This is a genomic window from Ochrobactrum sp. PL_is483, assembly GCF_055816855.1.
This window is the reverse complement of sequence record NZ_JBVPGS010000038.1, coordinates 206,287-231,597: the sequence shown is the minus strand read 5'-3', so window position 1 is coordinate 231,597 and position 25,311 is coordinate 206,287. Positions and strand designations below refer to the sequence as shown.

Annotated in this window: 19 protein-coding genes and 1 pseudogene; 5 read left to right on the top strand and 15 right to left on the bottom strand. The window is 56.8% G+C overall.

Annotated elements, in window-relative coordinates:
• Positions 1–67: 67 nt before the first annotated feature.
• From AC0TNJ_RS16765 to AC0TNJ_RS16735, 7 genes are all read right to left on the bottom strand, one after another.
• Complete coding sequence (locus AC0TNJ_RS16765; protein ID WP_473771749.1) at positions 68–1,492, bottom strand: M20 family metallopeptidase; 1,425 nt, start codon at positions 1,490–1,492, stop codon at positions 68–70.
• A gap of 23 nt (positions 1,493–1,515) precedes the next feature.
• A complete protein-coding gene (locus AC0TNJ_RS16760) occupies positions 1,516–3,333 on the bottom strand; it encodes a S9 family peptidase (RefSeq protein ID WP_473771748.1) in 1,818 nt (605 codons plus the stop codon).
• 36 nt (positions 3,334–3,369) lie between these two features.
• Positions 3,370–4,404: a prolyl aminopeptidase gene (gene pip / locus AC0TNJ_RS16755; RefSeq protein WP_473771747.1), complete on the bottom strand. Its 1,035-nt coding sequence runs from the start codon at positions 4,402–4,404 to the stop codon at positions 3,370–3,372.
• Between the two features lie 364 nt (positions 4,405–4,768).
• Positions 4,769–5,701, bottom strand: a complete 933-nt coding sequence (locus tag AC0TNJ_RS16750; RefSeq protein WP_473768158.1) for an isoaspartyl peptidase/L-asparaginase family protein — start codon at positions 5,699–5,701, stop codon at positions 4,769–4,771.
• A 56-nt stretch (positions 5,702–5,757) separates the two neighbouring features.
• Complete coding sequence (locus AC0TNJ_RS16745) at positions 5,758–6,138, bottom strand: hypothetical protein (protein WP_473768159.1); 381 nt, start codon at positions 6,136–6,138, stop codon at positions 5,758–5,760.
• 48 nt (positions 6,139–6,186) lie between these two features.
• Entirely contained in the window at positions 6,187–6,426 is a 240-nt protein-coding gene (locus tag AC0TNJ_RS16740) for a hypothetical protein (RefSeq protein WP_473768160.1), read from the bottom strand.
• A gap of 187 nt (positions 6,427–6,613) precedes the next feature.
• Entirely contained in the window at positions 6,614–7,114 is a 501-nt protein-coding gene (locus tag AC0TNJ_RS16735) for a hypothetical protein (protein WP_473771746.1), read from the bottom strand.
• Between the two features lie 201 nt (positions 7,115–7,315).
• On the opposite strand from AC0TNJ_RS16735, the gene AC0TNJ_RS16730 reads away from it, so the two are divergent.
• On the top strand, positions 7,316–8,635 hold the full coding sequence (locus tag AC0TNJ_RS16730) for a class I SAM-dependent methyltransferase (protein ID WP_473771745.1): 1,320 nt from the start codon (positions 7,316–7,318) through the stop codon (positions 8,633–8,635).
• A gap of 650 nt (positions 8,636–9,285) precedes the next feature.
• Here the strand turns inward: AC0TNJ_RS16730 and AC0TNJ_RS16725 are convergent.
• The 7 genes and pseudogenes from AC0TNJ_RS16725 to katA form a co-directional block, all read right to left on the bottom strand.
• Entirely contained in the window at positions 9,286–13,047 is a 3,762-nt protein-coding gene (locus AC0TNJ_RS16725) for an ATP-dependent DNA helicase (protein ID WP_473771744.1), read from the bottom strand.
• A gap of 160 nt (positions 13,048–13,207) precedes the next feature.
• A pseudogene (locus AC0TNJ_RS16720) lies at positions 13,208–14,026 on the bottom strand (tyrosine-type recombinase/integrase); the annotation flags it as partial.
• Between the two features lie 318 nt (positions 14,027–14,344).
• The gene (gene guaA, locus AC0TNJ_RS16715) at positions 14,345–15,907 is read right to left on the bottom strand and encodes a glutamine-hydrolyzing GMP synthase (protein WP_122001221.1); all 1,563 of its coding nucleotides are present in this window, start codon (positions 15,905–15,907) and stop codon (positions 14,345–14,347) included.
• A 77-nt stretch (positions 15,908–15,984) separates the two neighbouring features.
• Positions 15,985–16,647, bottom strand: coding sequence for a 5'-methylthioadenosine/S-adenosylhomocysteine nucleosidase (locus AC0TNJ_RS16710; protein ID WP_473771743.1), 663 nt, complete (start codon positions 16,645–16,647; stop codon positions 15,985–15,987).
• Positions 16,644–17,099: a PaaI family thioesterase gene (locus tag AC0TNJ_RS16705; RefSeq protein ID WP_122001054.1), complete on the bottom strand. Its 456-nt coding sequence runs from the start codon at positions 17,097–17,099 to the stop codon at positions 16,644–16,646. Before AC0TNJ_RS16705 ends, AC0TNJ_RS16710 begins: the two co-directional genes overlap by 4 nt.
• A gap of 13 nt (positions 17,100–17,112) precedes the next feature.
• The gene (locus AC0TNJ_RS16700; protein WP_473771742.1) at positions 17,113–18,402 is read right to left on the bottom strand and encodes an RsmB/NOP family class I SAM-dependent RNA methyltransferase; all 1,290 of its coding nucleotides are present in this window, start codon (positions 18,400–18,402) and stop codon (positions 17,113–17,115) included.
• A gap of 123 nt (positions 18,403–18,525) precedes the next feature.
• The gene (gene katA, locus AC0TNJ_RS16695) at positions 18,526–20,025 is read right to left on the bottom strand and encodes a catalase KatA (protein ID WP_122001056.1); all 1,500 of its coding nucleotides are present in this window, start codon (positions 20,023–20,025) and stop codon (positions 18,526–18,528) included.
• A 165-nt stretch (positions 20,026–20,190) separates the two neighbouring features.
• Here katA and AC0TNJ_RS16690 point away from each other — a divergent pair, with 165 nt between their 5' ends.
• On the top strand, positions 20,191–21,120 hold the full coding sequence (locus tag AC0TNJ_RS16690; protein WP_473771741.1) for a hydrogen peroxide-inducible genes activator: 930 nt from the start codon (positions 20,191–20,193) through the stop codon (positions 21,118–21,120).
• 86 nt (positions 21,121–21,206) lie between these two features.
• Positions 21,207–22,298 carry a c-type cytochrome gene (locus AC0TNJ_RS16685; protein WP_473771740.1) on the top strand — a complete coding sequence of 364 codons (1,092 nt, stop codon included), beginning with the start codon at positions 21,207–21,209 and terminating at the stop codon, positions 22,296–22,298.
• A 59-nt stretch (positions 22,299–22,357) separates the two neighbouring features.
• Here the strand turns inward: AC0TNJ_RS16685 and guaB are convergent, their stop codons facing one another.
• Complete coding sequence (guaB, locus tag AC0TNJ_RS16680) at positions 22,358–23,851, bottom strand: IMP dehydrogenase (RefSeq protein WP_473771739.1); 1,494 nt, start codon at positions 23,849–23,851, stop codon at positions 22,358–22,360.
• A 116-nt stretch (positions 23,852–23,967) separates the two neighbouring features.
• Here guaB and AC0TNJ_RS16675 point away from each other — a divergent pair, with 116 nt between their 5' ends.
• Positions 23,968–24,168, top strand: a complete 201-nt coding sequence (locus AC0TNJ_RS16675; protein ID WP_473771738.1) for a hypothetical protein — start codon at positions 23,968–23,970, stop codon at positions 24,166–24,168.
• Positions 24,169–24,189: 21 nt separating this feature from the next.
• Positions 24,190–25,281: a P1 family peptidase gene (locus AC0TNJ_RS16670; RefSeq protein WP_473771737.1), complete on the top strand. Its 1,092-nt coding sequence runs from the start codon at positions 24,190–24,192 to the stop codon at positions 25,279–25,281.
• Positions 25,282–25,311 lie beyond the last annotated feature (30 nt).

The window sequence follows — 25,311 nt, the reverse complement described above, 5'->3', positions numbered from 1 at the left end:
ATCCCCTTTTATGATTAGACTTTTACAAGAGGTGCCGCGCGCGAACGCGCGGCACAAACGGCTTCGGTCAATCAACCGGGCGCGGCTGGAGCGGCGGGTTGACTTCAGGCGGGATCGGGCAGGTATAGGGCGTCTTGGCCGTGCGGGCCTTGTGATCGGCCTTAGCGTCGTTGAGGATTTTCTCGTCCTGCAGAACATCTAGCGCGGTGCCCGCCATCACCTTGGCGGCATAGACCATGCCTTTATGCGCGGCTGGCATCTTGCCTTGTGCGGTGATCTGCCAGGAATGGCCGGGCGAGCCGATCGCATGCGTTGCCACGCGTGCCTGAACAGTCGGCACGACCCAGCTCACATCGCCCAGATCGGTGGAGCCGATCATCGGTACACCCTTCTGTTCGCGCGGCAGGACATAGTCGCAAAGCGGCTCATTTTCCGCCAAAGGCTGGCCGACACGCAGATAATCGGTCTCGATGTCCTCCTTTGAAAGCGTCGCCTGAATCTTGGCCGCAAAGGCACGATCCGCATCATCGAACGGCACGCCGCCCAGACGCTCCATGTTGGAATGCATCGCGATTTCGAGCGGTGTATTGCCGAGCAGGTTCGAGACTGCGCTCATGATGGAAATATCGACAGTCGTTTCCGTCATCATTGCAGCGCCATGTGCAACTTTCTTGACGCGCTCATTAAGGGCGAACATGCCGGGCAGGTCGGTGGCGCGGATGGCATAGCGCACCTTGGCCTTGGCCTGTACGACATTCGGCGCGACGCCGCCTGCATTGAGATAGGCGTAGTGGAGACGGCAATCGGAAGGGATGTGCTCGCGCAGATAATTGCAGCCGACGCTCATCAGCTCCACCGCATCCAGAGCCGAACGCCCCAGATGCGGTGCTGCGGCGGCGTGGGAGGCCCGTCCGGTGAATTCGAAATCCATGCGGGTATTGGCAAGCGACTGCGCGTCATCGACCTGCGTAAACGAAGCCGGATGCCAGCAGATGGCAATGTCGACATCATCGAAAGCGCCAGCACGCGCCATGAACGACTTGGCCGCACCGCCTTCTTCTGCCGGGCAACCATAATAGCGCACGCGCCCTTTCTTGCCGGTTTTCTCCAGCCAGTCCTTGACGGCTGTCGCCGCCAGAATAGCGGCGGACCCCAGAAGATTGTGGCCGCAGCCATGGCCATGTCCCGTGCCGGGGATCGGGCGCGGTTCGGCAATGCCCGCTTCCTGGCTCAAGCCCGGAAGCGCGTCATATTCACCCAGAATGGCGATAACCGGCCCATCCTCGCCCGCTTCGCCCATCACGGCGGTAGGGATGCCAGCCACGTTTTCGGTGATGCGGAAACCTTGCTCCTTCAACATTCCGGTATGTTCGGCGCAGGACTTGTATTCGGTATAGGCGATCTCGGGCATGCCCCAGACACGATCGCTCAAGGCTTCGAAATCAGCCTTCTTCGCGTCCACCAGATCCCAGATCTCTTCACCATTCTTCACGGCATACTCTCCCAACAATGCTTTTAAAGGTTCTCGTCAATGAAACGGGCCAGCGCCCCGAACACACGGCGACGATTTTCGATGCGCGCAAAGCCATGGCCCTCATGCGGCACACGCAGATATTCGACGGGCTTGCCAAGGCCGCGCAGACACGAATAGACCATCTCGCTTTCGCAAGGTGTGACGCGCGGGTCTTCCAGCCCGTGGGCGATCATCAGCGGCGCTGCGATATTGCCGATGCGGTTGATGGGCGAGAACCGCTCCAGTTCCTCACGCATGGTTTCAGCATGGCCATATTCGATGGCGCGCAGTTCCTTGCGCCACGGCCCAGTGGTCTGCAACAGAGTGAGGAAATTGGCGATCCCGTAATATTCAACGCCAAGCTTCCACAGGTCGGGATATTCCGTCATGGCCGACAAGACCATGAACCCGCCATAGGAGCGGCCAAACACACCGATGCGGTTCCCATCCACATCGCTGCGCGCCGCGACCGCCATGCGCACTGCCTTGAGATCGGCAACGCTGTCCATGCGCAATTCGCGATCATCCAGATGCTGATAGGCGCGGCCATAACCGGTGCTGCCGCGAATATTCGGCGCGATGACCATAATGCCGTGCGCCAGCATGTGCTGGATGTCCGCCCGGAAATCCGGCTTCCACTGGGCTTCGGGGCCGCCATGCACGATGATCATCACGGGATAACCATCAGGGCCTGCGGTTCGCTCCGGCTTGTAGACGAAATAGGGAATGTCCAGACCGTCGAAACTAGCAACACTCGTTACTGTTGGTTCGAGGAAAGTCGGTAATTTGACCTTGGCCTTCGGCGCATCGGTCAGGCGGGTGAAGGCATCTTTTTCCACGTCGCAGCGCCAGATATCCCCCGGCGTCGCAGCACCCTCCATAGGCATGATCAGTGATGTGCCATCCGGCGTCCATGCGACCGAAGCCACCACCGCAGCAAACGGCAATTCAAACTCTTTCAGCACCGCGCCATCACGGTCGATCAGCACCAGATCATTCCAGCCCTGACGATTGAGGACGAGCGCTATCCTGCTCTGATCCGGCGATATGGCGAGCGCTTCCACATCTTGGCCGTCAAAGGCGGCAAGCTCGGTCAAGCTTGACGCATCATGCGGCTTGACCATGACCGAGAGATATTCGCGTTGCTGGTCGGCAATCATCACAATGCCGGAGCCGTCCTTGAAGAATTTCGGCGCCTGATAGAGCGCCCGGCCTTCATGAGGCAGGATATTCTCATAAGCGCCGGTTTCGAGATCGAGGCGGCAGAAATCCTGATCCGTCATGGCTCGCTGGCAATCATTGACGAGAAGCGACTTGCCATCGGGCGCAAAGGCGGCTGGCGTGCGCCAGCCGATGCCCTTGTAAATGCATTTCGTCTCGCCGGTGGCGACGGTCATGACATGGATGTCCATATGCGAACGGTCGCGATAATTGGCGCCAAAGGCGATCTGCGTGCCGTCAGGCGACCAGCACCCCCAGGCATGAACCACCGTGGTATCGGCGGTGAGAAGACGTGGTTCGCCTTCGGCGTTTTCGATCAGCCAGAGCTGGTGGCGTTCGTCACCGCCCCAGTCGGTGGTAATGAGCAGGTCACGGCTTTTGGGATTGAAGGCAAGATTGCTGACCGGCTCCGGCAGATTGGTGAGCTGGCGCGGCGTGCCGCCGGCAAGTGGACGCGTCCACACCTGCGCCGTGCCGCTTTCGTCGCTGAGATAGGCCAGAAGCTCGCCGTCCGGGGAGACAGCGGGCTTCACCGCCTTGCAGATATCGATGTAGTGCGTCATCGAAAGCGATATGTCGGCGGTCGTTGTATCGAACATCGAACTTTCCTCAATTCCAGAGATTGATGAATGGGGTCACGCCAACTGTCCTGCCAGCCGGGCCGATGCAGCGGTCAGCGCATCAGCCATCGGACCTATTGTCGACTGATGATTGGCAAGGGTGACGATGGTGAAACCGGCCTCCGGCCAGGCTTCCTTGAGCTTCCACGCCGTCATCATCGGCGTCACCGTATCGTAGCGCGCCTGTACGATTTCGGCGGGCAGGTGACGAATACGGTCAATATTCTCGATGAGATAATTCTCCGGCAAGAAAGCGCGGTTGACGCAATAATGTGTGAAAATGCGCGATACGGCCAAAGCCGCTTCCGGCTTCAGAAGTTTGGAAACGTGATCCGTGTTCGGTTCGAAGGTCTGTGTGCGTGCCGAAAATCCACGCAGGCTCTGGGCCGCTTCATGCTCCTGTGCCGGATCGCCCGAGATGAGACGCTTGTAATAAGCGGCCAGCAGATCGCCGCGCTCGCTCACCGGTATAAATTCGGCAAATTCCTGCCAGTGATCGGGGAAAATGGCCCGACAGCCATAGAACCACCAGTCGATATCCTCCTGTCCGCCTAGAAATATGCCATGCAGCCGAAAGCCGAGGCAGCGTTGCGGATGCGCAATGCCATAGGCAAGCGAGAGACACGATCCCCAGGAGCCGCCGGCTACCAGCCAGCGCTCGATATCCAGTTTCTCGCGTAAGTCCTCCATATCCGCGATCAGATGCTGCGTGGTGTTTTCAGCAATTTCTGCGACAGGGGTGGAACGTCCCGCGCCGCGCTGATCGAAGGTAATGACGCGATAGGTATCGAGATCGAAACTGGCGACCTGACTGGCCGAAACGCCCGCACCGGGGCCGCCATGCAGGAACACCGCGGGGATGCCCCGGGGATTGCCATATTCCAGAACGGAAAGCTCATGCAGATCGCTAACCCGTAAACGGAATTCGTGCGTCGGAAGAACGACGGCCTCCGCTCCACCGAGTTCGATTGGATTCAAGCCTTTGAATTGCTGCGCATTTTTGGCGGAAGGATAAATCTTTCCCTCCGGAACGCGCTTGGCTTCCGTCATTCATTTTCCCCATTTTTGCGCTCGTTGGAAAGGCGCGCCAGCCAACATTGCCCGAAGCAGATCTTCTTGCCTTTTCAAGAGCTTGAAGAAAACCCGGCGAGCAATCTCTCTTGACCGTCTTTTTTATTATTTGAAATTTATAGGCAGCAATTTTGGGGTTTGGCCAATGCAAATTTAGACTTGCCATTCCAATTTGGAATAGCGAGATATAACGGCCGCTTGAAATTTTCGGCCGCCTGTTTTTGGATCGTCATATGACTTTGGTCCCGCAGCACCAGCGAGACCAATATTGTCAATCAATATAGGAGGCCGAGTCGATGCTCGTTGAACCTGCCCCCACGAGGGTCAGGAAGTTCTTTCGGCGCTACCGATAGATTCCAGTGTGAACCTCACCGTCCAGACCGCACCACGCGCGGTACATGCCCGGACTGTTGAAGGGCAGGCTGACGTTCCCATTGCGATCCACAGCGACAAGACCGCCTGAACCGCCGATTTCGCCAAGTTCCCGGACGACAGCGCCAGCCGCTTCGTTGAGCGACTGCCCTGCCCAGCGCATCCGCGCATCCACTTCGTGGCCCACGGCCCAGCGAATGAAATATTCGCCATGGCCGGTGGCCGACAGCGCAACCGTCTGGTCATCCGCCCACGTTCCAGCGCCTATAACCGGGCTATCACCAACGCGTCCCGGTGTCTTGGCGGTCATGCCACCCGTGGAGGTGGCCGCAGCCAGATGCCCGAAGCTGTCTAATGCTACCGCGCCAACCGTCCCATGCTTACGGGCAGGGTCTCCGTCGTCCGCGGCACCGCTGCGGCGGCGCTCCATTTCGTCATGAAGCGCCTTGCGGCGCTGCTCCGTCGAGAACCATTCTGGAGCCATCATTTCGAGACCCGCAGTTTCACAAAACCGTCTCGCCCCTTCCCCTGCAAAGAATACATGCTCGGTCTGTTCCATTACAGCACGTGCCGCAAGAACGGGATTGCGCGGCCCACAAATTCCCGAAATCGCGCCGCATGCACGTGTTGCACCATCCATGATGGCGGCATCCATCTCATGCGTTTCATCCGTCGTGAAAACAGCCCCGCGACCGGCGTTGAACAACGGATTTTCTTCCAGGGCAATGACGGATGCCGTCACGGCGTCGAGCGCTTTCCCGCCACCCCGCAACACATCCAACCCGGCCTGCAGGCATTCGCGCAGGCTGGCGTGATAGGCCGCTTCCTTCTCCGGCGTCATATTGGCTTTGAGAATGGTTCCGGCGCCGCCATGCAGCGCGATTACAGGTACGAATTTAGACATCTGAACTCACTATTGAAGAGACTATCAAAGTCGAACAACTTGAAGAACCTTGCGATCTATCGAAATGTATCCGCCTGTTTTGACCGGTTCGTTACGCTTGGCGTACTTTCGAGTTCCTTGGGCAGAGGCGCACTGGAACAGCGGAGATGCATCTCGCGAACGAACAGTTTTCGTTTCTTCTCATCGTTCTCTTTTATAGCCGCAGCAATAGCCAGCCCGTAGGGACCTATGAGAAGCCCCGGTGCTAAATCGGAGGCTTTCTTTTCTCTCGCCTGATAATTCACGGCCTCTGCACGAATTTCCTCGCATTGTGGCGAAACCCATTTCGGGTCGTGCGGCGAGAGAGTGGCCGCATAATTCTGCGGCGCAGTCGTGCATCCAACTACGATCATGGACACCAGGCAAACGATCCCTGCCCCTAAACGTTCGATTACCATTTCATTCCGCTTCCATGCGCGACAGGTTTCGACCACGATTCGATCATTCTAATCTGCAACATTGCTATTGCCTGCAAGTATAGCATCTGCGGCCAACCCGCCAGCCATGCGATAATCGTCTGACCATTCTTCATCGTCAAACACGCAAAGCGCAATCGTCGCGCATCGCTGTCTTTCCCTGAGTATAGCAAGCGCGATTGCGTCAACAGGTGCTATTTTTTCGTCGGCCTCTGAGACTTCGAGCCACAAATTGCTGGCCGTATCTACGATGTCACGGGGAAATTCCATGCCCTCTGCCTTTTAAAGTGCTCCATTGCGCAGCAATTTCCGCTCGTCGAATCACAAATTTGTACGCGCCGTTTTTATATCGTTTCATAGTTCGACGTGTCAGACACTTCTCAGACACTTCTCAACAACGCCGAATTGAATGAACAAAAAGTGCCAGCCCGCAGATATATCGACTGGGATACACCAGCTACTTACCCGTACCGTCAGAAAACCTGTTTGCCTTATAGGTCAGGCTCCCCGGGTCAGCAGCCTCCACGTCGATCCGGATATTTCTGATTTCGATGGCATGTTGGTCAGGCGGGAAATCCAATATCTGCCCCGTATTCGGGGTTTGCAGATCATTGGCGGTGTAACCACGGATTTCAAAACGCATCCTGCCGTCGACAATGCCCAAATAAACGATATCAAAAATCGTTCCGGACTCGTTGGGATCGTATTCATCAGGATTCGGTATCTCCGACCCTTTTGCATAATCGCGCGGAGGGACGATGGGATCGCCGCTTAGAACGAACTGCGTCTGACCAAAGGTAGCAGTTGCCGGTGCAGGATGGTGCGATGTCTCTTCAGTGCCTATTGAAACCTCTGCATCCGCAGCTTGTTGGGCATGCAAGTCAGCCGAAAAACTCAGAATACAGCCTGCGATCAAGAATATTGCAAGCCATCGACTTATCTTTGAACGTTTATCCATCGCCTGTTCTTTTCCTGACTCGCAAGTTAACGCCGCTCTTTTGACCGAAACGCGACATGCAGGCAATCCTTCCTATCACACGCTGTTCTCGCTGAAGGCATGGCAGGAACTGTCACGATTTTATGACTGCAATCGCAAGCACCTTAGGTTAGGGTCGGCGTGGGAAGATCACCGTCGGAAACCTCAATAGAGAGGCATGGCATGACCGTTGAAGCCAGATCTGTTCGCATCATTCGGACAGTTGTTGAAACGCTGCGCCCACAGTTCAATGTGGAGTTATGGGACGGTACGCGCATAGGTGCATTCGACGGTCCGTCCCTGGTGATCAATGATCCGACGATCGTTCGGCAACTCCTTCTCAAACCGAACTACGATTCACTGATCGATATCTGGACCTCAGGTCGGGTGGATATCAGCAATGGTACAATCTTCGATCTCGCCAAAGCAAAAACCAACGGAAGCGTAAAGAACAGGTTGAAGGAGTTGCCAAAATGGCAACTCCTCAAGGACCTTCCAGCTCTTCTTTTTGCTGGTAAAGCCAGTGGGCGCGAAGTTCTCGACGGCAGGGAACCTTTCGTCAGCGGATCAAGCAAGGAGGCGATCACGCATCACTACAATGTCTCCAATGAGTTTTACCGCTTATTCCTGGACGAGCGGATGGTTTACACGTGTGGCTACTTCACGGATTGGGCAAATGATATCGACCAGGCCCAGAAGGACAAGCTGGAGCTCATCTGCCGAAAACTACGATTGAAGCCGGGTGACCGTCTTCTGGATATTGGCTGCGGTTGGGGCGCCCTTCTGATCTATGCGGTACAGAATTTTGGCGTCATTGGCACCGGCGTTTCATTGTCGGAAGCCCAGACGGCGCTGGCGCGCGAAAGGATCAGAGAAGCAGCACTGGAAGACAGGATTACCATCCACGTCAAATCCTATGCCGAGCTTGACGGTCAGTTCGACAAGATTTCCTCTGTGGGAATGTTCGAGCATGTCGGTATCGCCAATTACGACAGCTATTTCAGCGCTGTGAACCGGCTTCTACGCCCCGGTGGGCTTTACATGCATCATGCAATCACGCGACGCATGAAAAAGGACAAGAAATCCTTCAAACGCAAAAGCGCCGAGCACAAAGCACTGGTGAAGTACATTTTCCCGGGAGGAGAACTCGATCATCTGGGAATGACGGTAGAAAACCTGGAAGGACATGGCTTCGAAGTCCACGACATCGAGAATCTGCGCGAACACTATGGCATGACATGCCGGTTATGGTGCGAGCGTCTCTATAGCAATTTCGATAAGGCCGTCGCTGAAATCGGCTATCCGAAAGCGCGTCTCTGGCTGCTGTATCTTGCGGGTTGTTCGCTGGCATTCGAGCGCGGCACCGTCCAGATCAACCAGACTGTGGCTTCAAAACGCAAACGCGGCATTTCCGCCGTACCTCAAACAAGAGCGGATATTTATACCGATTTCGGAAGGTCCCGCTTAGCGACTCGAAGCGCTTCAGACAATGTCCAAGAATAGAAAAAGCCCGCAATCACGCGGGCTTAGATGTATCTCTATGCTCTCCGGTGCTGGTCTATGCCGGACGCGGGCTCATTCCCATTCGAATTTTTTTCGGCCCTAAGCGTCTGATATACTTACGAAAATAAATCCTCGGGCGGGTATACCGCTGAAGATACCGTCAAAAACTTAGCCTTTTGATTTTGCTATTTTTTTTTGGGATTTCAGGACGGTAAAATTCTGTGAACTATCGGTATCTATCGACCGTTTCGCGGTGAGGCGTAGACCTCAGACTTCGAATCTTTTGCTACCGATAAAAGTACCGCCAAAATCGGCGAAATCAATACACCCATCTCGATCTTGGGTTGCCGGGATGGTGGGTTTGGATCAAGCGCGACAGAGGTTGAGAGGGTGAAGACAGTTTCCCGGGAAGAGCTTCACGTATAGCAGACGTTCCCCAAAAACACCGTCACAACAAATCGTAGAGTCGAAGCACGAGCGTAGACGCCCCGCTGTAACGGCCCTCCTCCTATCCAATAGGAGGACAAATATCCCGACGAAAGCCATTCGCATAGGTGACAACTCTCACTCAGATTGTTTGATCAGGAAGAGGGCAGCCGCTGCACTCGCTAAGAGACAGGGCGTCAATACCAGAGACGATCGCGCAATGCTCAGCCCACGATCAAGCGGGCAAGCCGATTAACCTCGACCATGTCCAGGCCCGATCCCGCCGTTTCCATGGTCTCGATCAGGACATCTCCCCCTGCCTGTTCATCGATCGGCCGGATGCCTGCTGCCAGGTACGCCATGCGCTTGATCTGCCATCGTGCCGCGTATTGCGGGTCCGACAGCATGCCCAGATGCTCCCAATAATAGGTGACCCCCGAGTCCTCATCGACGATCGTGAAATCAGGCCAGCGCGTCTTCCCATCAAGTTGCAGGGGCTGTTCGTAGACGTAGCCGATGCCCATCCCGTTCAATTTCTCTGCGATGGCCAATTCCGATTTGGACCGCACGAACTCGCCGCGGCTCGTCCGATGCAGAAGATGCTTGTCGAGAAAGCGTGGGCCCGAGACGGTTTTCACTTCAACGGGCCCAGGCGCCTCGAAGAGGTCCGTCATTCGCCGCGCGATCTCCGAGGCAGACGGGTCTGAGTATCGCCGCAGGGCGCCGATGTCATCTTCGTGGAGAAGAATGAGTTCTTGCTGATGTCGCGTGATCGCGGTGTAGAGCAGTTCTCGCGACAAGGGCCGACAATTGCGCGGCAGCACAATAAACGTTCGCTCGAACTGACTTCCCTGGGTCTTGTGAACCGTTAGGGCATACGCAAGTTCGAGCTCCGGCGTGCCCTCTTCGCCAGAGAACTCGCCCGCATAGTAGGTAAATTTCACGCCGGGCTGACTCGCGAATTCGACTTCGAGGTCTCGCGGGCGAAACTTCATCTTCCCGGTCTTGTAGCCGCCGACGACGATGCCTATGTCGCCGTTGGCGACATAGGCTCGTTCCTGGCGCGGATAAGTGCGACGTCGGCCGTTGTTGCGGAGGTTGATCACCTTGTCGCCCCACAAAACGCCTTGAGGCCCGGCAGGCTTTGGGTATTTCGCATATGGGGTCAGCGCGCGATCTCGCACCTTGTCCCGAAACCGGCGCTGGATCGCCAGGTTAATTGCTTCCACACCGGGGGGGCCTGACCGCACAGGCGACAAGATTTGCCAGTCGTGAGCTGCCTCCGCAGCGCCGCCCTCGGTCTCACCGGCGCGTCGTGCCCAGAAAAGAACGTGCTCTTCCCATTCGCTTCCGCCGATGCTCAGTTCGAACCCGCGCTGATCGGAGTGGTCGGCAAGCGCCAGACCTCGGACAATCTCGTTCGTAAGTCGCGGCTCCAGGTCGCTCGGGAGGGCCCAATGCGCAGTTCGCACGTGCGACAGCGTGCCGGACCTCAGCGCCTCCCACACCTCGTCCGCGCCGGCATCCAACGGCTCGCCGCTGAACTGCCGGGCCAGCAGTACGTCGCCCCGGTCTGTTCCCCGCTGGCGACCGATGATCGTGAGTTCGGCGTAACCTGGCGCGACCTTCGGAAACTGAGGAGTTTCCTCAGAGGGCGCGAGCTTCCGACAGATGTCCACGAACGGCCTGCCAGCGCCTATGGGCGGGAGCTGGCGAGGATCGCCAACCAGGATCAAACGATCAACGCCCTCGATCGCATCGATCAGCGCCGAAAGCTGATCCTCGGTGAGCATCGAACATTCGTCGACGATGACCGACCGATATCCCTTTTCTCGCGGCGCTTCGGGATTCCGGAAGTAGCGCCCACTTGCGCCGTTGTACCGCTCATAGCGTTGGAGAAATTGAGCCAGTGTCTGACCCTCCCCAAGACGTTCCGTCGCTTCCTCCAAGCGCACGCGCGCTTTGCCGGTTGGGGCCAAAAGAAGAATCCCGCCCGAGCTTATCTCTGGAAGGTCACACAACACTTTCAGAAGCGTGGTCTTGCCCGATCCTGCCGGACCGATGAGGACGGAGAAACGTCCACATGCGAGCTGCTCAAGCGCTCCCGATTTTTCCCTTCGTGCCAGTTCCTCGACCTCCGCCTCCGGTCCGGCTCCTATCGGAGGCAGCACCGCATCGACGAGCGCGCGCCATTTGTGAACGATCGAGTGGCGCTTGCCACCGACGCGTTTCCGGATCGCGTTTGTGATTACGGTCCGCGAGGTGCCATACCGCCTGAGCTTCAGCGCGAGTTCGTCATCTGAGGTTCGCGCTCTCTCCAAGGTGAGGGCGAGGTAGTCCGCGACCATGTCGATAACGTCCTCGTCGACCACGCAGAGAGGATCGAGGGGCGCTTCGATTGCTCGACTCACAATCCAGCTCCGAGGAAGAAGCGTGTGCCCCTCGTTCTGAACGGCATGCTCCAACATGTTGGTGATCAGCGCGCGGACACGACGCTTGTCGATCCCGTCGGTCATCATCGATTGAGCTGGCAGCGGTGCAACATCGCGAATGACCTCCGCCGGGAATACGCCACGATCGACGACACCAAAGGCAATCCGTTGAGCCGCTGACTCATCCCGCTCGTAGAGCAGGTACGGATTGGCCAAGAGGTCCCCGTCGCTGGTCGCCTCAGTGAAGACGCCTCGCTGACTAGGCTGGTAGGCTCGCAGCGCCTGGTCGGCGGTCAGGTTGCAACGAGCGACAAGATCGAGCAATTGGCGGCGTGGCGATGCGAGGCTCTTCCATTTTTCGCGGTAAGTCGAGCCGAAGCCGAGCTTCTCGGCCTGCGGAAATGTCGATGGTTTCTTCACGATGCCGTCGATGAAGGCGAAGGCGTCGAACACCTCGCCTTCGCGGCTTCCGACACGCACGATCTCATGCGCGAGCAGCGATCCATGCTCCAGCCCGAAGGCGCTCAGAGCACTTCCGAGTCCCGGGTGAACGCCTCGCGCAGTCCAAAGGCGAGCAATCTCACGGTCGATCCACGCGAGCGAGCCGGAAACGTCGGTTTCGACAATCTTCGCGGTAGCTCGCAAAGCCGCGGCGCAGGAAAGCAGCGACGCTATCGCGCCATCGTGACCGAGATGCTCTGAGCCGTAGGAGAACGCGTCGAACTGGTCTTCCGGCGCGAAGGCCACGCAATCTTCGATGGGCACGCGCACGTCGGCCTGGGCAGCGGCTAACACGTCGTAATATGGCATCAGAAAGCCGTCGTCGCCCCCGGGCCGAAGGGAGTGCCTGACGCATCGCTCCCAGAGAACGCCCTTGAGGTCACCGGCCGATTCATAGGCGTATTCAGTATGCCCTCCGACGCCGTTCACCCTCGCAACGCCGACGATGACGCGGTTTGCGCTTTCCGAGAGCGGCGTTTTCTTCGCATAGAAAAAACAGAGTGATGTCTTTGGCTGGAGGGCACCGAAGAAAGTGTCCAGCATGATGAGCTGGTTCGTCTTGTCCTGAACCCAGCCCGTTTCAAAAGACAGGTCCGGCTCGCGCTCGGGATCGTAGGCTAGCCGCAACGCTGTTGCCTTGCCGAGCTCACACTCGCTCTCGTCGTCCTCGACGTTTGCTTTCAACATCCATCCGAAGGGGATGCATGCTGCGGAATAGGCTTCGATCCGCAGCTTCGTCTCGCCGAAATGGCCGTGCGTCGTAGGGCTCGAAAGTTTATAGGGGTGCTGCTTGGTCAGAACGAGGTCGTGATCGCACATGAAGCTGACGCGCTCATCGACACATGGCGGCAGCTCCGACGGCGCGAGCTCATCGAACAGCTTTCCCGCTACAGCATCCTGATTGTCGCGTTTTGCCGACGCGATGCGTCCGAGGACCAGACATGAGGTGTTCGCTGACGGGGCATTGCAGACACGCCCATTCCAACCACCATCATGCCAAGGCACACGTATCGTTATGTGCTGCCACGGCAGCTGTCTGGAACCTGCGATCATCTTCCCCCCCTCAATAACGTCGCCAAACCACCTTGCGGAAGCCTCCATCGATACTAGCCATTTTATCCCCCGGCAAGATCTCGAGAACTATAACTCCGAATTATCTAATCAACAGGAGGAACTTGAGGGTGCAGTGTGCAGTGCTCTCGAAGAGAGATGGATAGACGTTGTGCGGCTTGGAACGCTTCATCCGCTCCTTCGGGATCGACCACACCGCATTCTCGAAGTCGACTTCATCCCACACCGCGTCCTGCAACTCGCTCTTGCGAACCATTGTAAGCAGGATCAGCTTTAAGCCGAGCCGGATGGTCGGCAGCGTAGCCATATGCTCTAGCTGGCCGAGCATCACCCGAATTTCAGCGGGCGAAAGCGAGCGGTCCTTGGGAACGAAGGTCGCGATCGACGCCGGCCCGACCTCTTCGGCGGGGTTCGCCACCTTCTCCCCGTGCAGCTTCGCGAAGGCGAAGACCAGCTTCACAATGTCCCGGACATGGACCGCCGTGGCTGGCGCTCCCCGCTTCTTCACTTTGTCGCACATCGCCCGAAGATCTTCGTGCGTGATTTCCGTCAGCAACCGATTGCAGAACGTCGGCAGTATATCGCGCACGTAGATCGAGCGCCGCATCGCGCGAGTGCTTTCGGCCATCCGGTGCTCTTGCAGCCAGCGTTCGCCAAACTCGCCAAAGCTCTTTGCTTCCTTGATGCGGCGCTTCTCGCGCTGCTTCTCCTGGGCGGGCGACCGCCCCTCCTGAATCGAGCGCTGTGCGTCGATTAGCTTTTCCCGAGCAGGGGCGAGAGAAAGGCCCGCTGGCCCGTATCGGCCGAGGGTCAAGGTCTCGCGTCGACCGTGCATACGGTAGTCATAGCGGAACACGACGGCGCCCGACGGGTTTACGACGACATACATACCGTCACGGTCGGAGACCTTGTATAATTTATCCTTTGGTTTCAGTGCTCTGATTGCCGCATCGGTAAGCATTGGCCCCTCCTAGATCGTTCAAAAAACGCCAGAGAGCCCCTAAAAATACCGTCAGGCCAAAATCGACCAATCACGACGGCGAATTATCCTTTATTCTCAATGGAATAAGGTCAAAAAAATACCGTTACAAGCTCTCTAAGCCATGACGGTATATGCAAATCTGCGATGTCACACGACGCCCCATACCGTCAGCTCCCCCGTCGATCGTGAGGCTGACTCGGCGATTGACGGCGAAAGACGGCGGAAAGAAAAGTTTTTATTTTCAGTGGTTTATAGAGGTAGATAGGCGACTATCGGCGGCGTCTGGGTAGGCGCGAATCATTCCCACTCGATAGTACCGGGCGGCTTTGAAGTCACATCGTAGACAACGCGGTTGATGCCGCGTACTTCATTGATGATGCGGGTCGCCGCATTGCCAAGGAAGTTCATGTCATAGTGATAGAAATCCGCCGTCATGCCGTCCACCGACGTCACCGCACGCAGAGCGCATACGAACTCATACGTGCGGCCATCGCCCATCACGCCGACGGTCTGGACCGGAAGCAGGACCGCGAAAGCCTGCCAGATCGCGTCATAGAGGCCAGCCTTGCGGATTTCATCGAGATAGATCGCGTCTGCTTCACGCAGGATTTCCAGCTTCTCGCGGGTAATGCCGCCGGGGCAGCGTATCGCAAGACCCGGTCCGGGGAACGGATGGCGCCCGATAAAGCTGTCCGGCAGACCCAGTTCCTTGCCGAGCAGTCGCACTTCGTCCTTGAACAATTCGCGCAGCGGCTCAACCAGCTGCATCTTCATGCGCTCCGGCAAGCCACCTACATTGTGGTGGGACTTGATCGTGACGGAAGGTCCGCCGGTGAATGAAACACTTTCGATCACATCGGGATAAAGCGTGCCCTGCACGAGGAAATCTGCACCACCCAACTTTTTGGCTTCTTCTTCGAACACTTCGATGAAGAGACGTCCAATCGTCTTGCGCTTCTTTTCCGGATCGGTTTCGCCTTCCAGTTCGCCGATAAAGCGGTCGGAAGCATCCACAAGGATCAGCGGCAGATTGTAATGTTCGCGGAACATTTCAACGACCTGCTTAGCCTCGTTCTTTCGCATCAGGCCATGATCGACGAGAATGCAGGTGAGCTGATCGCCAATGGCTTCGTGCGCCAGAAGTGCGGCAACAGACGAATCCACGCCACCAGAAAGCGCGCAGATAACCTTGCCGCTGCCAACCTGTTTGCGGATCGCTTCGACCGCCTGCTCGCGATAAGCGCCCATCGTCCAGCCCGGCTTAACGCCGACAATACGATGAACGAAATTCTGCAACAGCTTCGCGCCATCTGGCGTATGTACGACTTCCGGATGGAACTGAACGCCGTAATATTTGCGCTTTTCGTCAGCAATGGCTGCAAAAGGCGCGTTCGGCGATGTACCGATAATCGTGAAACCGTCAGGAAGTGACGTCACGCGGTCGCCATGGCTCATCCAGACCTGATGGCGGGTGCCCTTGGCCCAAATACCTTCGAAAAGTGGACTATCTTCCTGCACGTCGAGGAACGCGCGCCCGAATTCACGATCATGGCCGCTTTCCACCTTGCCGCCCAGCTGGGCGCACATGGTCTGCTCGCCATAGCAGATGCCGAGAACGGGGATACCTTCTTCAAAAACGGCCTGTGGCGCGCGCGGCGACCCTATATCGGTCGTCGAATGCGGACTGCCCGAAAGGATAACGCCTTTGGGCTTCAGCCGTTTGAATGCCTCTTCAGCGGACTGGAAGGGGACAATTTCACAATAGACATTGGCTTCGCGCACGCGCCGCGCGATCAGCTGCGTAACCTGACTGCCAAAGTCGATGATAAGGATTGTATCGGGATGTGCCGTGGTGCTCATGTGCAGCATCTATTTAAAAAGTGACCGGGATGCAATGCCTATATGGTGTATAGCCCGCATGCTCAACAAGTGCGTTGTCAAAAACCGACGGATACTGACATACCATTGTCAGGAGCAGACAGGAGTCCCTCCACGATTGCGAGTTCCAATCGCTCAACGGCATCGGCCAGTTTTTCATCTACGACATGCAGATATTGGGTCCAGTCGCCCACGTGCCGCAACTCACTTGCACCATCGGAGATGCCGCGAAGGCCGAAAAGCGGAACTCCTGACAGCTGGCATGCACGCAGACACGCATAGGTTTCCATGTCGACCATATCTGCGTCGATATTGTCATATCCCTTGCCGGAAATGATATTGGCCCCTGTTGAGAGCGATGCAGCAGGGATACCGGGGACGAAAACCGGAAGTCTGATGACCTTGGGGAGGTCGAGAAACGGCGTTGTTCCCTTCTCAAATCCCAGTGGTGAAGCGTCCATATCACGATAGGATACGGAGGAAACCTGGAACACTTGCGCTTGCTGTAACCTGGCCGAGCCCGCTGAGCCCAGCGAGACAACAAGGTCAGGTTTTTCGCCTGCTTGCGTCAAACCTGCAAGGGCATAAGAAAGAGTAGCCGCCGCTTCGACTGGTCCAACTCCAACCATGAGTGGCGTGAACAGCTTCGCCAGATGGCGCCCGTATTCAGCATCTGCCGCCATAACGTAGAGCAGGCGCTTGCCCGCGACGATTTTCATCATCCCTGCAAGCCCTTTCTGTCCTGCACCACCATCATGGTACCGGTCATCGTGGCGATGAGGCGCACTTCCGTGTCGGTCACGGCAAAGGCCTGCCCGTCGCTTACCATGATGGTGCGGCCCGGCTTGGTGACTTCGCCGCGAAACAAGAACCGTTCACCCTTGCCGGGTGCAAGCAGATTCACCTTGAATTCGATAGTCAGTACGGCGGCTTCAGGAGGCATCAAGGTAAGCGCGGCATAGCCGCAGGCGGAATCGAGCGCGGCCGAAATCATCCCCGCATGCAAAATGCCGTGCTGTTGCGTCAATTCCTCCCGAAACGGCATTTCGACTTCTACGATGCCGGGCTCGCAACGCGTCAGTTCAGCGCCGATCAGTTTCATGGCGGCCTGCCGCCCGAAACTTTCCTCGACGCGCTCCTTGAAATCCGGTTCCGCTACGCGCTGGGCTGGCATCGGGTCCCCCGTCCTATTTCGATCTTTGTAGAATGCTTACATAAAATCCGTCAGTACCGGTGGACAGTGGCGAAAAAACCGTGCCCTGAGAAGGGAACACCGGGCTCAAATCGCCAGCATCGGCTACCACTGCATCCCACAATGCCTGTGGCTCAACTTCGGTGAAATCGTTGTTTTCCGCAAGAAATCGCGTCACTTGTCGCGTATTTTCCTCAGCAAAGAGTGAGCAGGTAACATAAGCAAGTCGCCCGCCCGGCTTCACATAATGCTTGGCGGATTCCAGAACCTCCATCTGATCTTGAACGCGCCGCTCAAGCTGCTGCTCGTTCAGCCGCCATTTCGCATCAGGACGGCGTCGCCAGGTTCCGGAGCCCGTACAAGGCGCATCGGTGAGTACAAGGTCCATCTGTCCCGTAAGAGGATCGAGCGCATCAAGGTTTCCGTGCACCTGCGTGTTGCGCACGCCTGCCCGCTGCAATCGCTCGTGCATGGGTGAGAGCCGAGCGCGCTCAGCATCATAAGCATGAATCTGGCCGCTGTTCTGCATTGCAGCAGCCAAGGCCAATGTCTTGCCGCCTGCCCCGGCACAATAATCAAGCACCTGTTGGCCAGGCTTCGCACCGGCGAAAAGGGCTGCGAGCTGCGAGCCCACATCCTGAACCTCGAACCAGCCATCAAGAAAAGCGTGCTCGCCTTGCACGTTTGGATGACGCCCAAGCGCTTCGATCGGCGGAATGCGCAGTGCCTGCGCCAAGAAAGGAGCTGGCGCCGCCCCAGCCTTTTCAAGCGCGGCGAGGGTTTTTTCAGGCGTCGCCTTCAAACTATTTACGCGAAGATCGACTGGAGGTCGCGTAGCCAGCGCCCTGCCTTCATCCACCCAGCGCGCACCGAAAAGCTCCTCAAGTGACGATGCGCACCATTCCGGTACATCTGCCTGAACGTAACCTGGTGCGTCAGTTATTTTCCGGCTTTCCCAGGCTGCACGGCGCGTTTGTTCCAGTGTTTCCGGTGCAAACTTGTCGCCGTCAAGCACTGTATCGATAGCGGCAATATCCATACCGCCGTCGGCCAGCAGTGCACCAAAAGCTAGAGCACGAGCATCATCGGCATCCATTCGCCACGCGATAGACAGTCTGCGGCGCAGCGCATCATAGACAATGTTGCCAATCACGGCGCGATCGCCTGCGCCTGCAAAACGATGGGAAGCTCCCCAATCCTTCAGCACGTCAGAAGCCGGGCGCGTGCCCGCTTCAATCTCGCCCAGAACCTCGATAGCCGCCTGCAGGCGTCCGCCAAGCCGCATTGTGTCTCCTTCTCGAATGCCTGCTCGGGCATAGCCTTCCTTGCAGGGAAAAGGCAATCGGCAAATCAAAACAAAAAGCCGGAGCTACGAGCTCCGGCCTTCTTTCTACTTTATGGAGGCGATTTATTCAGCCGCTGTTGCCTCTTCGTTTACGGCAATCGTGTTGGCTTCATAGCCATGAGCATTCTTGAGTGCCTTGCGCACACCGGCTTCGTAATCGGGATGAACGAGCTTGAAGTGCGCGAGCTGGCGTTCGACGATGAAGCCCGGCACGCCGCCCATTGCCGCAGCAATGTTGGAAAACAGACGTTGCTTCTGGCCGTCATCGAACAGATTGAACAGCGCGCGCGGCTGCGAATAATCGTCATTGCCGATACGATGGTTGTAGCGATCCGCATTGCCGGAGATGCGCAGCGGCGGCTCCTTGGCGGATGGCTGCTCCACCGGCCCATTGAACGAATTTGGCTCGTAATAGGCATCCGGATTGCCGGTCTTGATGCCGCCATAGACATTCATCTGGCCATCGCGGTGATAATGGTGCACCGGGCATTTCGGCTGGTTGACCGGAATGGTCTCATAATGCGTTCCGAGGCGATGGCGATGCGCATCCGCATAGGAGAAGAGACGCGCCTGCAGCATCTTGTCCGGCGAATAGCCGATGCCCGGCACAATGTTTGACGGCGAGAAGGCGGCATTCTCAATCTCGGTGAAGTAGTTTTCCGGATTGCGGTTCAGCTCCATGATGCCGATATCGATCGGCGGATAGTCGGCATGCGGCCAAACCTTGGTGAGGTCGAACGGGTTATAGGGCGTCTTGTCGGCATCAAGCTCGGGCATGATCTGCACCTGAACCTTCCACTTCGGGAAATCTCCCTTATCGATGGAGGTGAACAGGTCTTCCTGAGTGGATTCACGCGTGCGGCCGATCACCTGTTCGGCTTCCGCATTGGTCCAATGCCTGTGTCCCTGCATGGTCTTGAAGTGAAACTTGACCCAATAGCGCTCACCGGCATCGTTCCAGAACGAATAGGTGTGCGAGCCGTAACCGTTGATATGGCGCACATCGGTTGGCAGGCCGCGATCCGACATCAGGATTGTCACCTGATGCAGGCTTTCGGGCGACAGCGACCAGAAATCCCACATGGCGGTTGCCGAGCGCAAGTTCGTCTTGGGATGACGCTTCTGGGTATGGATGAAGTCGGGAAACTTGACCGGATCACGCACGAAGAAGACCGGCGTGTTGTTGCCGACCAAATCCCAATTGCCTTCTTCGGTATAGAACTTCAAGGCAAAGCCGCGCACGTCGCGCTCGGCATCCGCCGCACCCTGCTCGCCGGCAACGGTCGAAAAACGCGCCAGCATCGGCGTTTTGGCACCTGGCTGCAAAGCCTTCGCCTTGGTATATTTCGAAATATCGCCGGTGATCGTCAGCGTGCCATAAGCACCCCATCCCTTGGCATGCACTGCCCTTTCCGGGATACGCTCGCGGTTCTGGTGCGAAAGCTTTTCAATGAGCTGGTAATCCTGCATCAAAAGAGGGCCACGCTCGCCGGCACTCAAGGAATTCTGGTTGTCCGGTATCGGAGCGCCTGCACTCGTCGTCATAATTGGGCGATCTGTCATGGAAATTCCCTCCTGAAAAGCCGATATTAAATGAGACCAGCCTTGCTAGAGCGCGATCCAGTTCATCTGTGTCACGCTGCAGCCAGGCAACTAACCCAGATTAGACCTATTCCAATCATAATCTCCAATTGCTTTTCCGATTATTTTCGATAAGTTTTTCCTATCATGTTCACGGTCCGTCAAATGCGCTATTTCGATGCGCTCGCCTCCACTCTGCATTTTCGCAAGGCCGCGCAGCTGGCGCACGTATCCCAACCTGCCCTCTCCGCCCAGATTGCGGAAATGGAAGCCCTTGCGGGCGCCCCGCTTTTCGAACGGTCACAGCGACAAGTCATCATGACAGAGCTTGGCAAGCAGCTTTATCCCGGCATCCAGACCGTCCTGCGCGAACTCCACGCGCTTGAGGAGATAGCCGCGCAAAGCCGGGGCTTGCTGCAAACGCGGCTGCGTCTGGGTATCATTCCTACTGTTGCGCCTTATCTGGTTCCTGTTCTCATTCCGCTTTTGCGCGAACGGCATCCGTCATTCCGCCTTCAATTGCGGGAAAGCGTAACTGCCAAACTCCTCGATGAACTGCATGCTGGCGAAATCGATGCCATTGTTGCCGCATTGCCGATTGATGATGAGCGACTTACGCAGAGAAAACTGTTTGATGATCGCTTTCTGATCGCGACTTCCACCAACGATCAAACGGTTCTGTCCTCCCCCATGACACAGGACAATGTAGCTCTCGATCGTTTGCTCCTATTGGAGGAAGGGCATTGTATGCGAGATCAGGCGCTTGCCGTTTGCTCGCTACCCTCGCAGCGGCAGCTGGTAAAATATGGCGCCACCAGCATGACCACCCTTTTACAAATGGTGAGCCATGGTATGGGCCTTACGCTCATCCCAGAAATCGCGGTGCGCGCTGAAACACGCAGCAATCATATGCGTATCGTCCCGTTTGTAGGTGAACAGCCGAAGCGAGAGATCGCGCTGTTCTGGCGGCGGCAGAGTATGCGTCGAAAGGATTTTAACGCCCTCGCCGACTGTATCGCCGAAAGCGCACAAAAATTGAAAGTAAATCTGGACGATCTTAACACCTTCGGATCGTAAGACCGTCGCGCTCTTAAGGCTGCATTAAGCTTGAAAGCATAGCCACCCAACGTTTTGATTCTGAAACACATTGCCTGGAGGGGATAATGAGGTGGTCTGATTTGGCGGCCTATGGTGCGGTCTTTTGCCTTAGCCTGGGATATTTCGCGGTGACGAGCGACAGTTCGCGATCGTCTGCACCGCCACGTACGAGCAACAATGTCGCAAAGAGTGCGGCGACTGCGCCGCAAAGCACGGCGACGGCTGCAAACACGCAAAGCTCACCCGTGAAAGCCGCAGCGATTGAAGACGTGGCCTGGAACATACCGGATCCAGATGCATTGCCTGACGACGCATGGGGACGCGTTGTGCGTCAGGGCCGCGATCTGATTACTGCGACTTATGCGCATATCGGCCCGGAAGTAACCGATGAAACGAAGCGTTTTGCGGGCAACAATCTTTCGTGCCAGAGCTGCCATCTGGAAGCAGGGACCAAGCAGTACGGATTGCCGCTGGTTGGAGTCTACGGGGACTTTCCACAATACCGTTCCCGTGAAGGACAAGTCGGCACGATTGAGGATCGCGTCAATGGGTGCATGACCCGGAGCCTGAATGGCAAAGCGCTCCCTATCGACTCCGCCGAGATGAAGGCAATGGTCGCCTATATCAAGTACGTGTCCGCTGGCACGATTGTCGGTGAAAACACGAAGGGGCGCGGCTCTGGAAAAATGCCTGAATTGAAGCGCCCCGCCGACCCGGTGCGCGGGGAGAAGCTCTATGCTGAAATCTGCGCTGCCTGTCATGGAGCGGACGGCCAAGGCAAACGTGTCGGCGTCGTGGGCGATGCAAAGGGTTATGAATTTCCGCCGCTTTGGGGACCGGATAGCTTCAACGATGGCGCAGGCATGAACCGGCTGATTTCAGCCGCGAATTTCATTCATGCCAACATGCCGAATGGCGTCTCTCTGGATGAGCCGCAGCTGGAGCCGGAAGATGCCTGGGACATTGCCGCCTTCTTCCAGTCGAAGCCGCGTCCGGCAAAAGCGGATCTGGACAGAGATTTTCCGAACCGGTTGGAAAAGCCGGTGGATGCCGGTTATGGCCCTTATGCCGACGACCTGCCCGCTCAAACGCACAAAGTTGGCCCATTTGACGAAATCAGAGCCGAAATCAAGAAGCTGAAGACAGTGATGAACTGAAAAAGAAAAGACGGCGCAATCGCGCCGCCTCCTTTCCATTCCACCGATGCGAAATGATATTACATACCGCCAGGATAATTCGGGCTCTCACGGGTAATCGCAACACCGTGCGAATGGCTTTCCCGTAAGCCCGCATTGGAAATGCGCACGAAGGTTGCCTTTTCGCGGAACTCTTCCAGCGTCTTCGCACCCACATAACCCATGGAAGCACGCAGGCCACCAGCGAGCTGGTGTAGAACTGCGGATATCGGCCCCTTATAGGCGACCTGTCCTTCGATGCCTTCTGGCACAAGCTTCAATTCGTCGCGTACTTCTGCCTGGAAATAACGATCAGCAGAGCCGCGTGCCATGGCTCCGACAGAGCCCATACCGCGATAGGCTTTGAATGAGCGGCCCTGATGGAGATAGACTTCACCGGGGCTTTCCTCCGTACCGGCCAGCAGTGAGCCAGCCATCGCAGCGACCGCGCCCGCGGCGAGCGCTTTGGCGAAATCGCCGGAGAACTTGATGCCGCCATCAGCGATCACCGGAATATTCTGCTTCTGTGCTGCCTCGACGGCCGACATAATAGCCGAAAGCTGCGGCACGCCGACACCGGCAACAATACGCGTCGTGCAGATCGAACCCGGCCCGATACCAACCTTGACCGCATCCGCTCCGGCGTCAATAAGCGCCTGCGTACCGGCAGTCGTCGCCACATTGCCCGCAAGAATTGCGACATTCGGATAAGCTTTCTTGATGCGGGCTACAGCATCGAGAACGCGCTGCGAATGACCATGCGCCGTATCCACGACCAGAAGATCAACGCCCGCGTCGATCAGGCGCTCGGCGCGCTCGTAACCGTCTTCGCCGACGCTCGTTGCAGCAGCCGCCCGTAGGCGCCCCTGGGCGTCCTTGGCGGCATTGGGATTGAGCTGCGACTTTTCGATGTCCTTTACAGTGACGAGACCGACGCAACGCCCCTGATCGTCCACGACGAGAAGCTTTTCGATGCGATGAGCGTGCAAGAGACGCTTTGCTTCGTCCTGATTGACGTTCTCGCGGACCGTAATCAGGTTTTCGCGGGTCATCAGCTCATAAATTTTCTGCTTCGGATCGGAAGCAAATCGAACGTCGCGATTGGTCAGGATGCCAACAAGACGTCCCGGCCCCTTGGTTGCATTCTCAACAACCGGGATACCGGAAATTCCATGTGCTTTCATCAATGCCTGAGCATCTGCGAGTGTGGCGTCCGGCCCGATAGTAACCGGGTTCACAACCATGCCAGACTCAAATTTCTTCACCTGGCGGACTTCTTCAGCCTGACGCTCCGGCGTCAGATTGCGATGAATGACGCCAATACCGCCAGCCTGCGCCATTGCAATGGCCAGACGCGATTCCGTCACGGTATCCATGGCGGCGGAAAGAAGAGGAAGGTTGAGTTCGATATCCCTGGCGATGCGCGTGCGCAGATCAACCTGCCCCGGCATTACTTCGGAATGGCCTGGCTGCAACAGCACATCGTCGAATGTAAGAGCGAGAGCGCCAGTGGGCGATTCCACGATTTTAGCCATTGCCAATTCCTTTGCCGATTTTATCGAATGAGAAAAGCCGCCTCTCCGGAATAAGTCCGGGAGCAGCGACACATCTGGTTTGCTAGGTTGAATTGGCACCGGCTGGTAACACGGTTATGACCAAATGGAAAGCCTTTTACGGACAAGTTTCAGTTACCGATAAGGATTTGGGTGATAAATCTTTGCTCATCGCAATCTGGGAGAAGCCGGTTTTCAGGCAAAGTGAAAAAATCCGCCCGTGGATTCCGCCCAAGGCGCAGGCCAAACGATGTCCGATAGCCCCAGCACACAAAAAATATGCCCTCACAACAGAGTGAAAATGGAGGAGAAAACTGTTCATGGATCGAAGAACATTTGCCATGTCGCTTGCAGGACTTGGAGCAATGCCCTTTGTCGTCAATGCAGCGTCGGCTGCTAACAGGGGAGGAGAAAGCGTGCTGGAACTTATGGGTGGAAGTATCACGGATGTACCTGGCATCAAGCTGGGTCATCATACGCTGACAAAGCGTCCGACCGGCTGCACGGTTCTTCTGTGCGAAGAAGGCGCTTCTGCGGGCGTTGATGTGCGTGGTTCTGCACCGGGTACGCGCGAAACCGATCTGCTTGATCCGATCAATTATGTTCAACAGGTTCAGGCTATCCTGCTTTCCGGCGGCAGCGCCTATGGTCTTGCAGCCGCTACTGGCGTCATGCGTTATCTTGAAGAAAACAATCTCGGCTTCAAGATCGGAAAAGGCGTTGTTCCGATTGTACCGGCGGCAATTCTCATGGATTTGGGCGTCGGTGATTTTTCCGTCCGTCCCGATGAGGAAGCCGGCTATCTGGCATGCAAGGCGGCCAATGCCGAGGCATTCGCAGAAGGCAATGTTGGCGCTGGCGCTGGCGCGACTGTCGGCAAAATGTTCGGCATGGATTACGCCATGAAGGGTGGTCTCGGCACGGCGAGCTACAAAGTGCCCGGCACTGAAATCGTGGTTGGCGCAATTGTCGCTGTCAATGCTGTCGGCGATGTCTATGCGCCGAATTCACGCCAGATTCTGGCTGGTGCGCGGAGCGAGGACGGCAAGGGCTTCCGTGACACGATGTCAGCCATTATGCAGGGCCATGGCGTTGTCAAATCGGGCGGAGCCAACACAACGATTGGTGCAATAGCGACCAATGTCCCGTTCGACAAGGCTCAGCTCAAGAAGATTGCGGGCATGGCACATGACGGCTTTGCGCGCACGATCAATCCGATCCATACGATGTGGGACGGCGACACGATCTTCGCACTGTCCACAGGCAAAGCAACAGGCGTGGAAGCCGATGTCACTGCCATTGGTGCGATCGCCGCGACCGTCATGGCGGAAGCAGTGGCGCGCGCAGTCATCAACGCGGACAGCCTTAAGGACCTGAATCTGCCTGCATATAAGGATTATGCCGCGCAATAAGGTAATTTCTTCTGTAGTAATTCGACACCC

Coding starts and splice junctions, on each gene's coding strand:
- AC0TNJ_RS16670 (WP_473771737.1), top strand. CDS start 24,190: ATGGATCGAAGAACATTTGCCATGTCGCTTGCAGGACTTGGAGCAATG.
- AC0TNJ_RS16760 (WP_473771748.1), bottom strand. CDS start 3,333: ATGTTCGATACAACGACCGCCGACATATCGCTTTCGATGACGCACTAC.
- AC0TNJ_RS16735 (WP_473771746.1), bottom strand. CDS start 7,114: ATGGATAAACGTTCAAAGATAAGTCGATGGCTTGCAATATTCTTGATC.
- pip (WP_473771747.1), bottom strand. CDS start 4,404: ATGACGGAAGCCAAGCGCGTTCCGGAGGGAAAGATTTATCCTTCCGCC.
- AC0TNJ_RS16675 (WP_473771738.1), top strand. CDS start 23,968: ATGACCAAATGGAAAGCCTTTTACGGACAAGTTTCAGTTACCGATAAG.
- AC0TNJ_RS16725 (WP_473771744.1), bottom strand. CDS start 13,047: ATGATCGCAGGTTCCAGACAGCTGCCGTGGCAGCACATAACGATACGT.
- AC0TNJ_RS16740 (WP_473768160.1), bottom strand. CDS start 6,426: ATGGAATTTCCCCGTGACATCGTAGATACGGCCAGCAATTTGTGGCTC.
- AC0TNJ_RS16700 (WP_473771742.1), bottom strand. CDS start 18,402: ATGCGGCTTGGCGGACGCCTGCAGGCGGCTATCGAGGTTCTGGGCGAG.
- AC0TNJ_RS16745 (WP_473768159.1), bottom strand. CDS start 6,138: ATGGTAATCGAACGTTTAGGGGCAGGGATCGTTTGCCTGGTGTCCATG.
- AC0TNJ_RS16750 (WP_473768158.1), bottom strand. CDS start 5,701: ATGTCTAAATTCGTACCTGTAATCGCGCTGCATGGCGGCGCCGGAACC.
- guaB (WP_473771739.1), bottom strand. CDS start 23,851: ATGGCTAAAATCGTGGAATCGCCCACTGGCGCTCTCGCTCTTACATTC.
- AC0TNJ_RS16685 (WP_473771740.1), top strand. CDS start 21,207: ATGAGGTGGTCTGATTTGGCGGCCTATGGTGCGGTCTTTTGCCTTAGC.
- guaA (WP_122001221.1), bottom strand. CDS start 15,907: ATGAGCACCACGGCACATCCCGATACAATCCTTATCATCGACTTTGGC.
- katA (WP_122001056.1), bottom strand. CDS start 20,025: ATGACAGATCGCCCAATTATGACGACGAGTGCAGGCGCTCCGATACCG.
- AC0TNJ_RS16705 (WP_122001054.1), bottom strand. CDS start 17,099: ATGCCAGCCCAGCGCGTAGCGGAACCGGATTTCAAGGAGCGCGTCGAG.
- AC0TNJ_RS16730 (WP_473771745.1), top strand. CDS start 7,316: ATGACCGTTGAAGCCAGATCTGTTCGCATCATTCGGACAGTTGTTGAA.
- AC0TNJ_RS16710 (WP_473771743.1), bottom strand. CDS start 16,647: ATGATGAAAATCGTCGCGGGCAAGCGCCTGCTCTACGTTATGGCGGCA.
- AC0TNJ_RS16690 (WP_473771741.1), top strand. CDS start 20,191: ATGTTCACGGTCCGTCAAATGCGCTATTTCGATGCGCTCGCCTCCACT.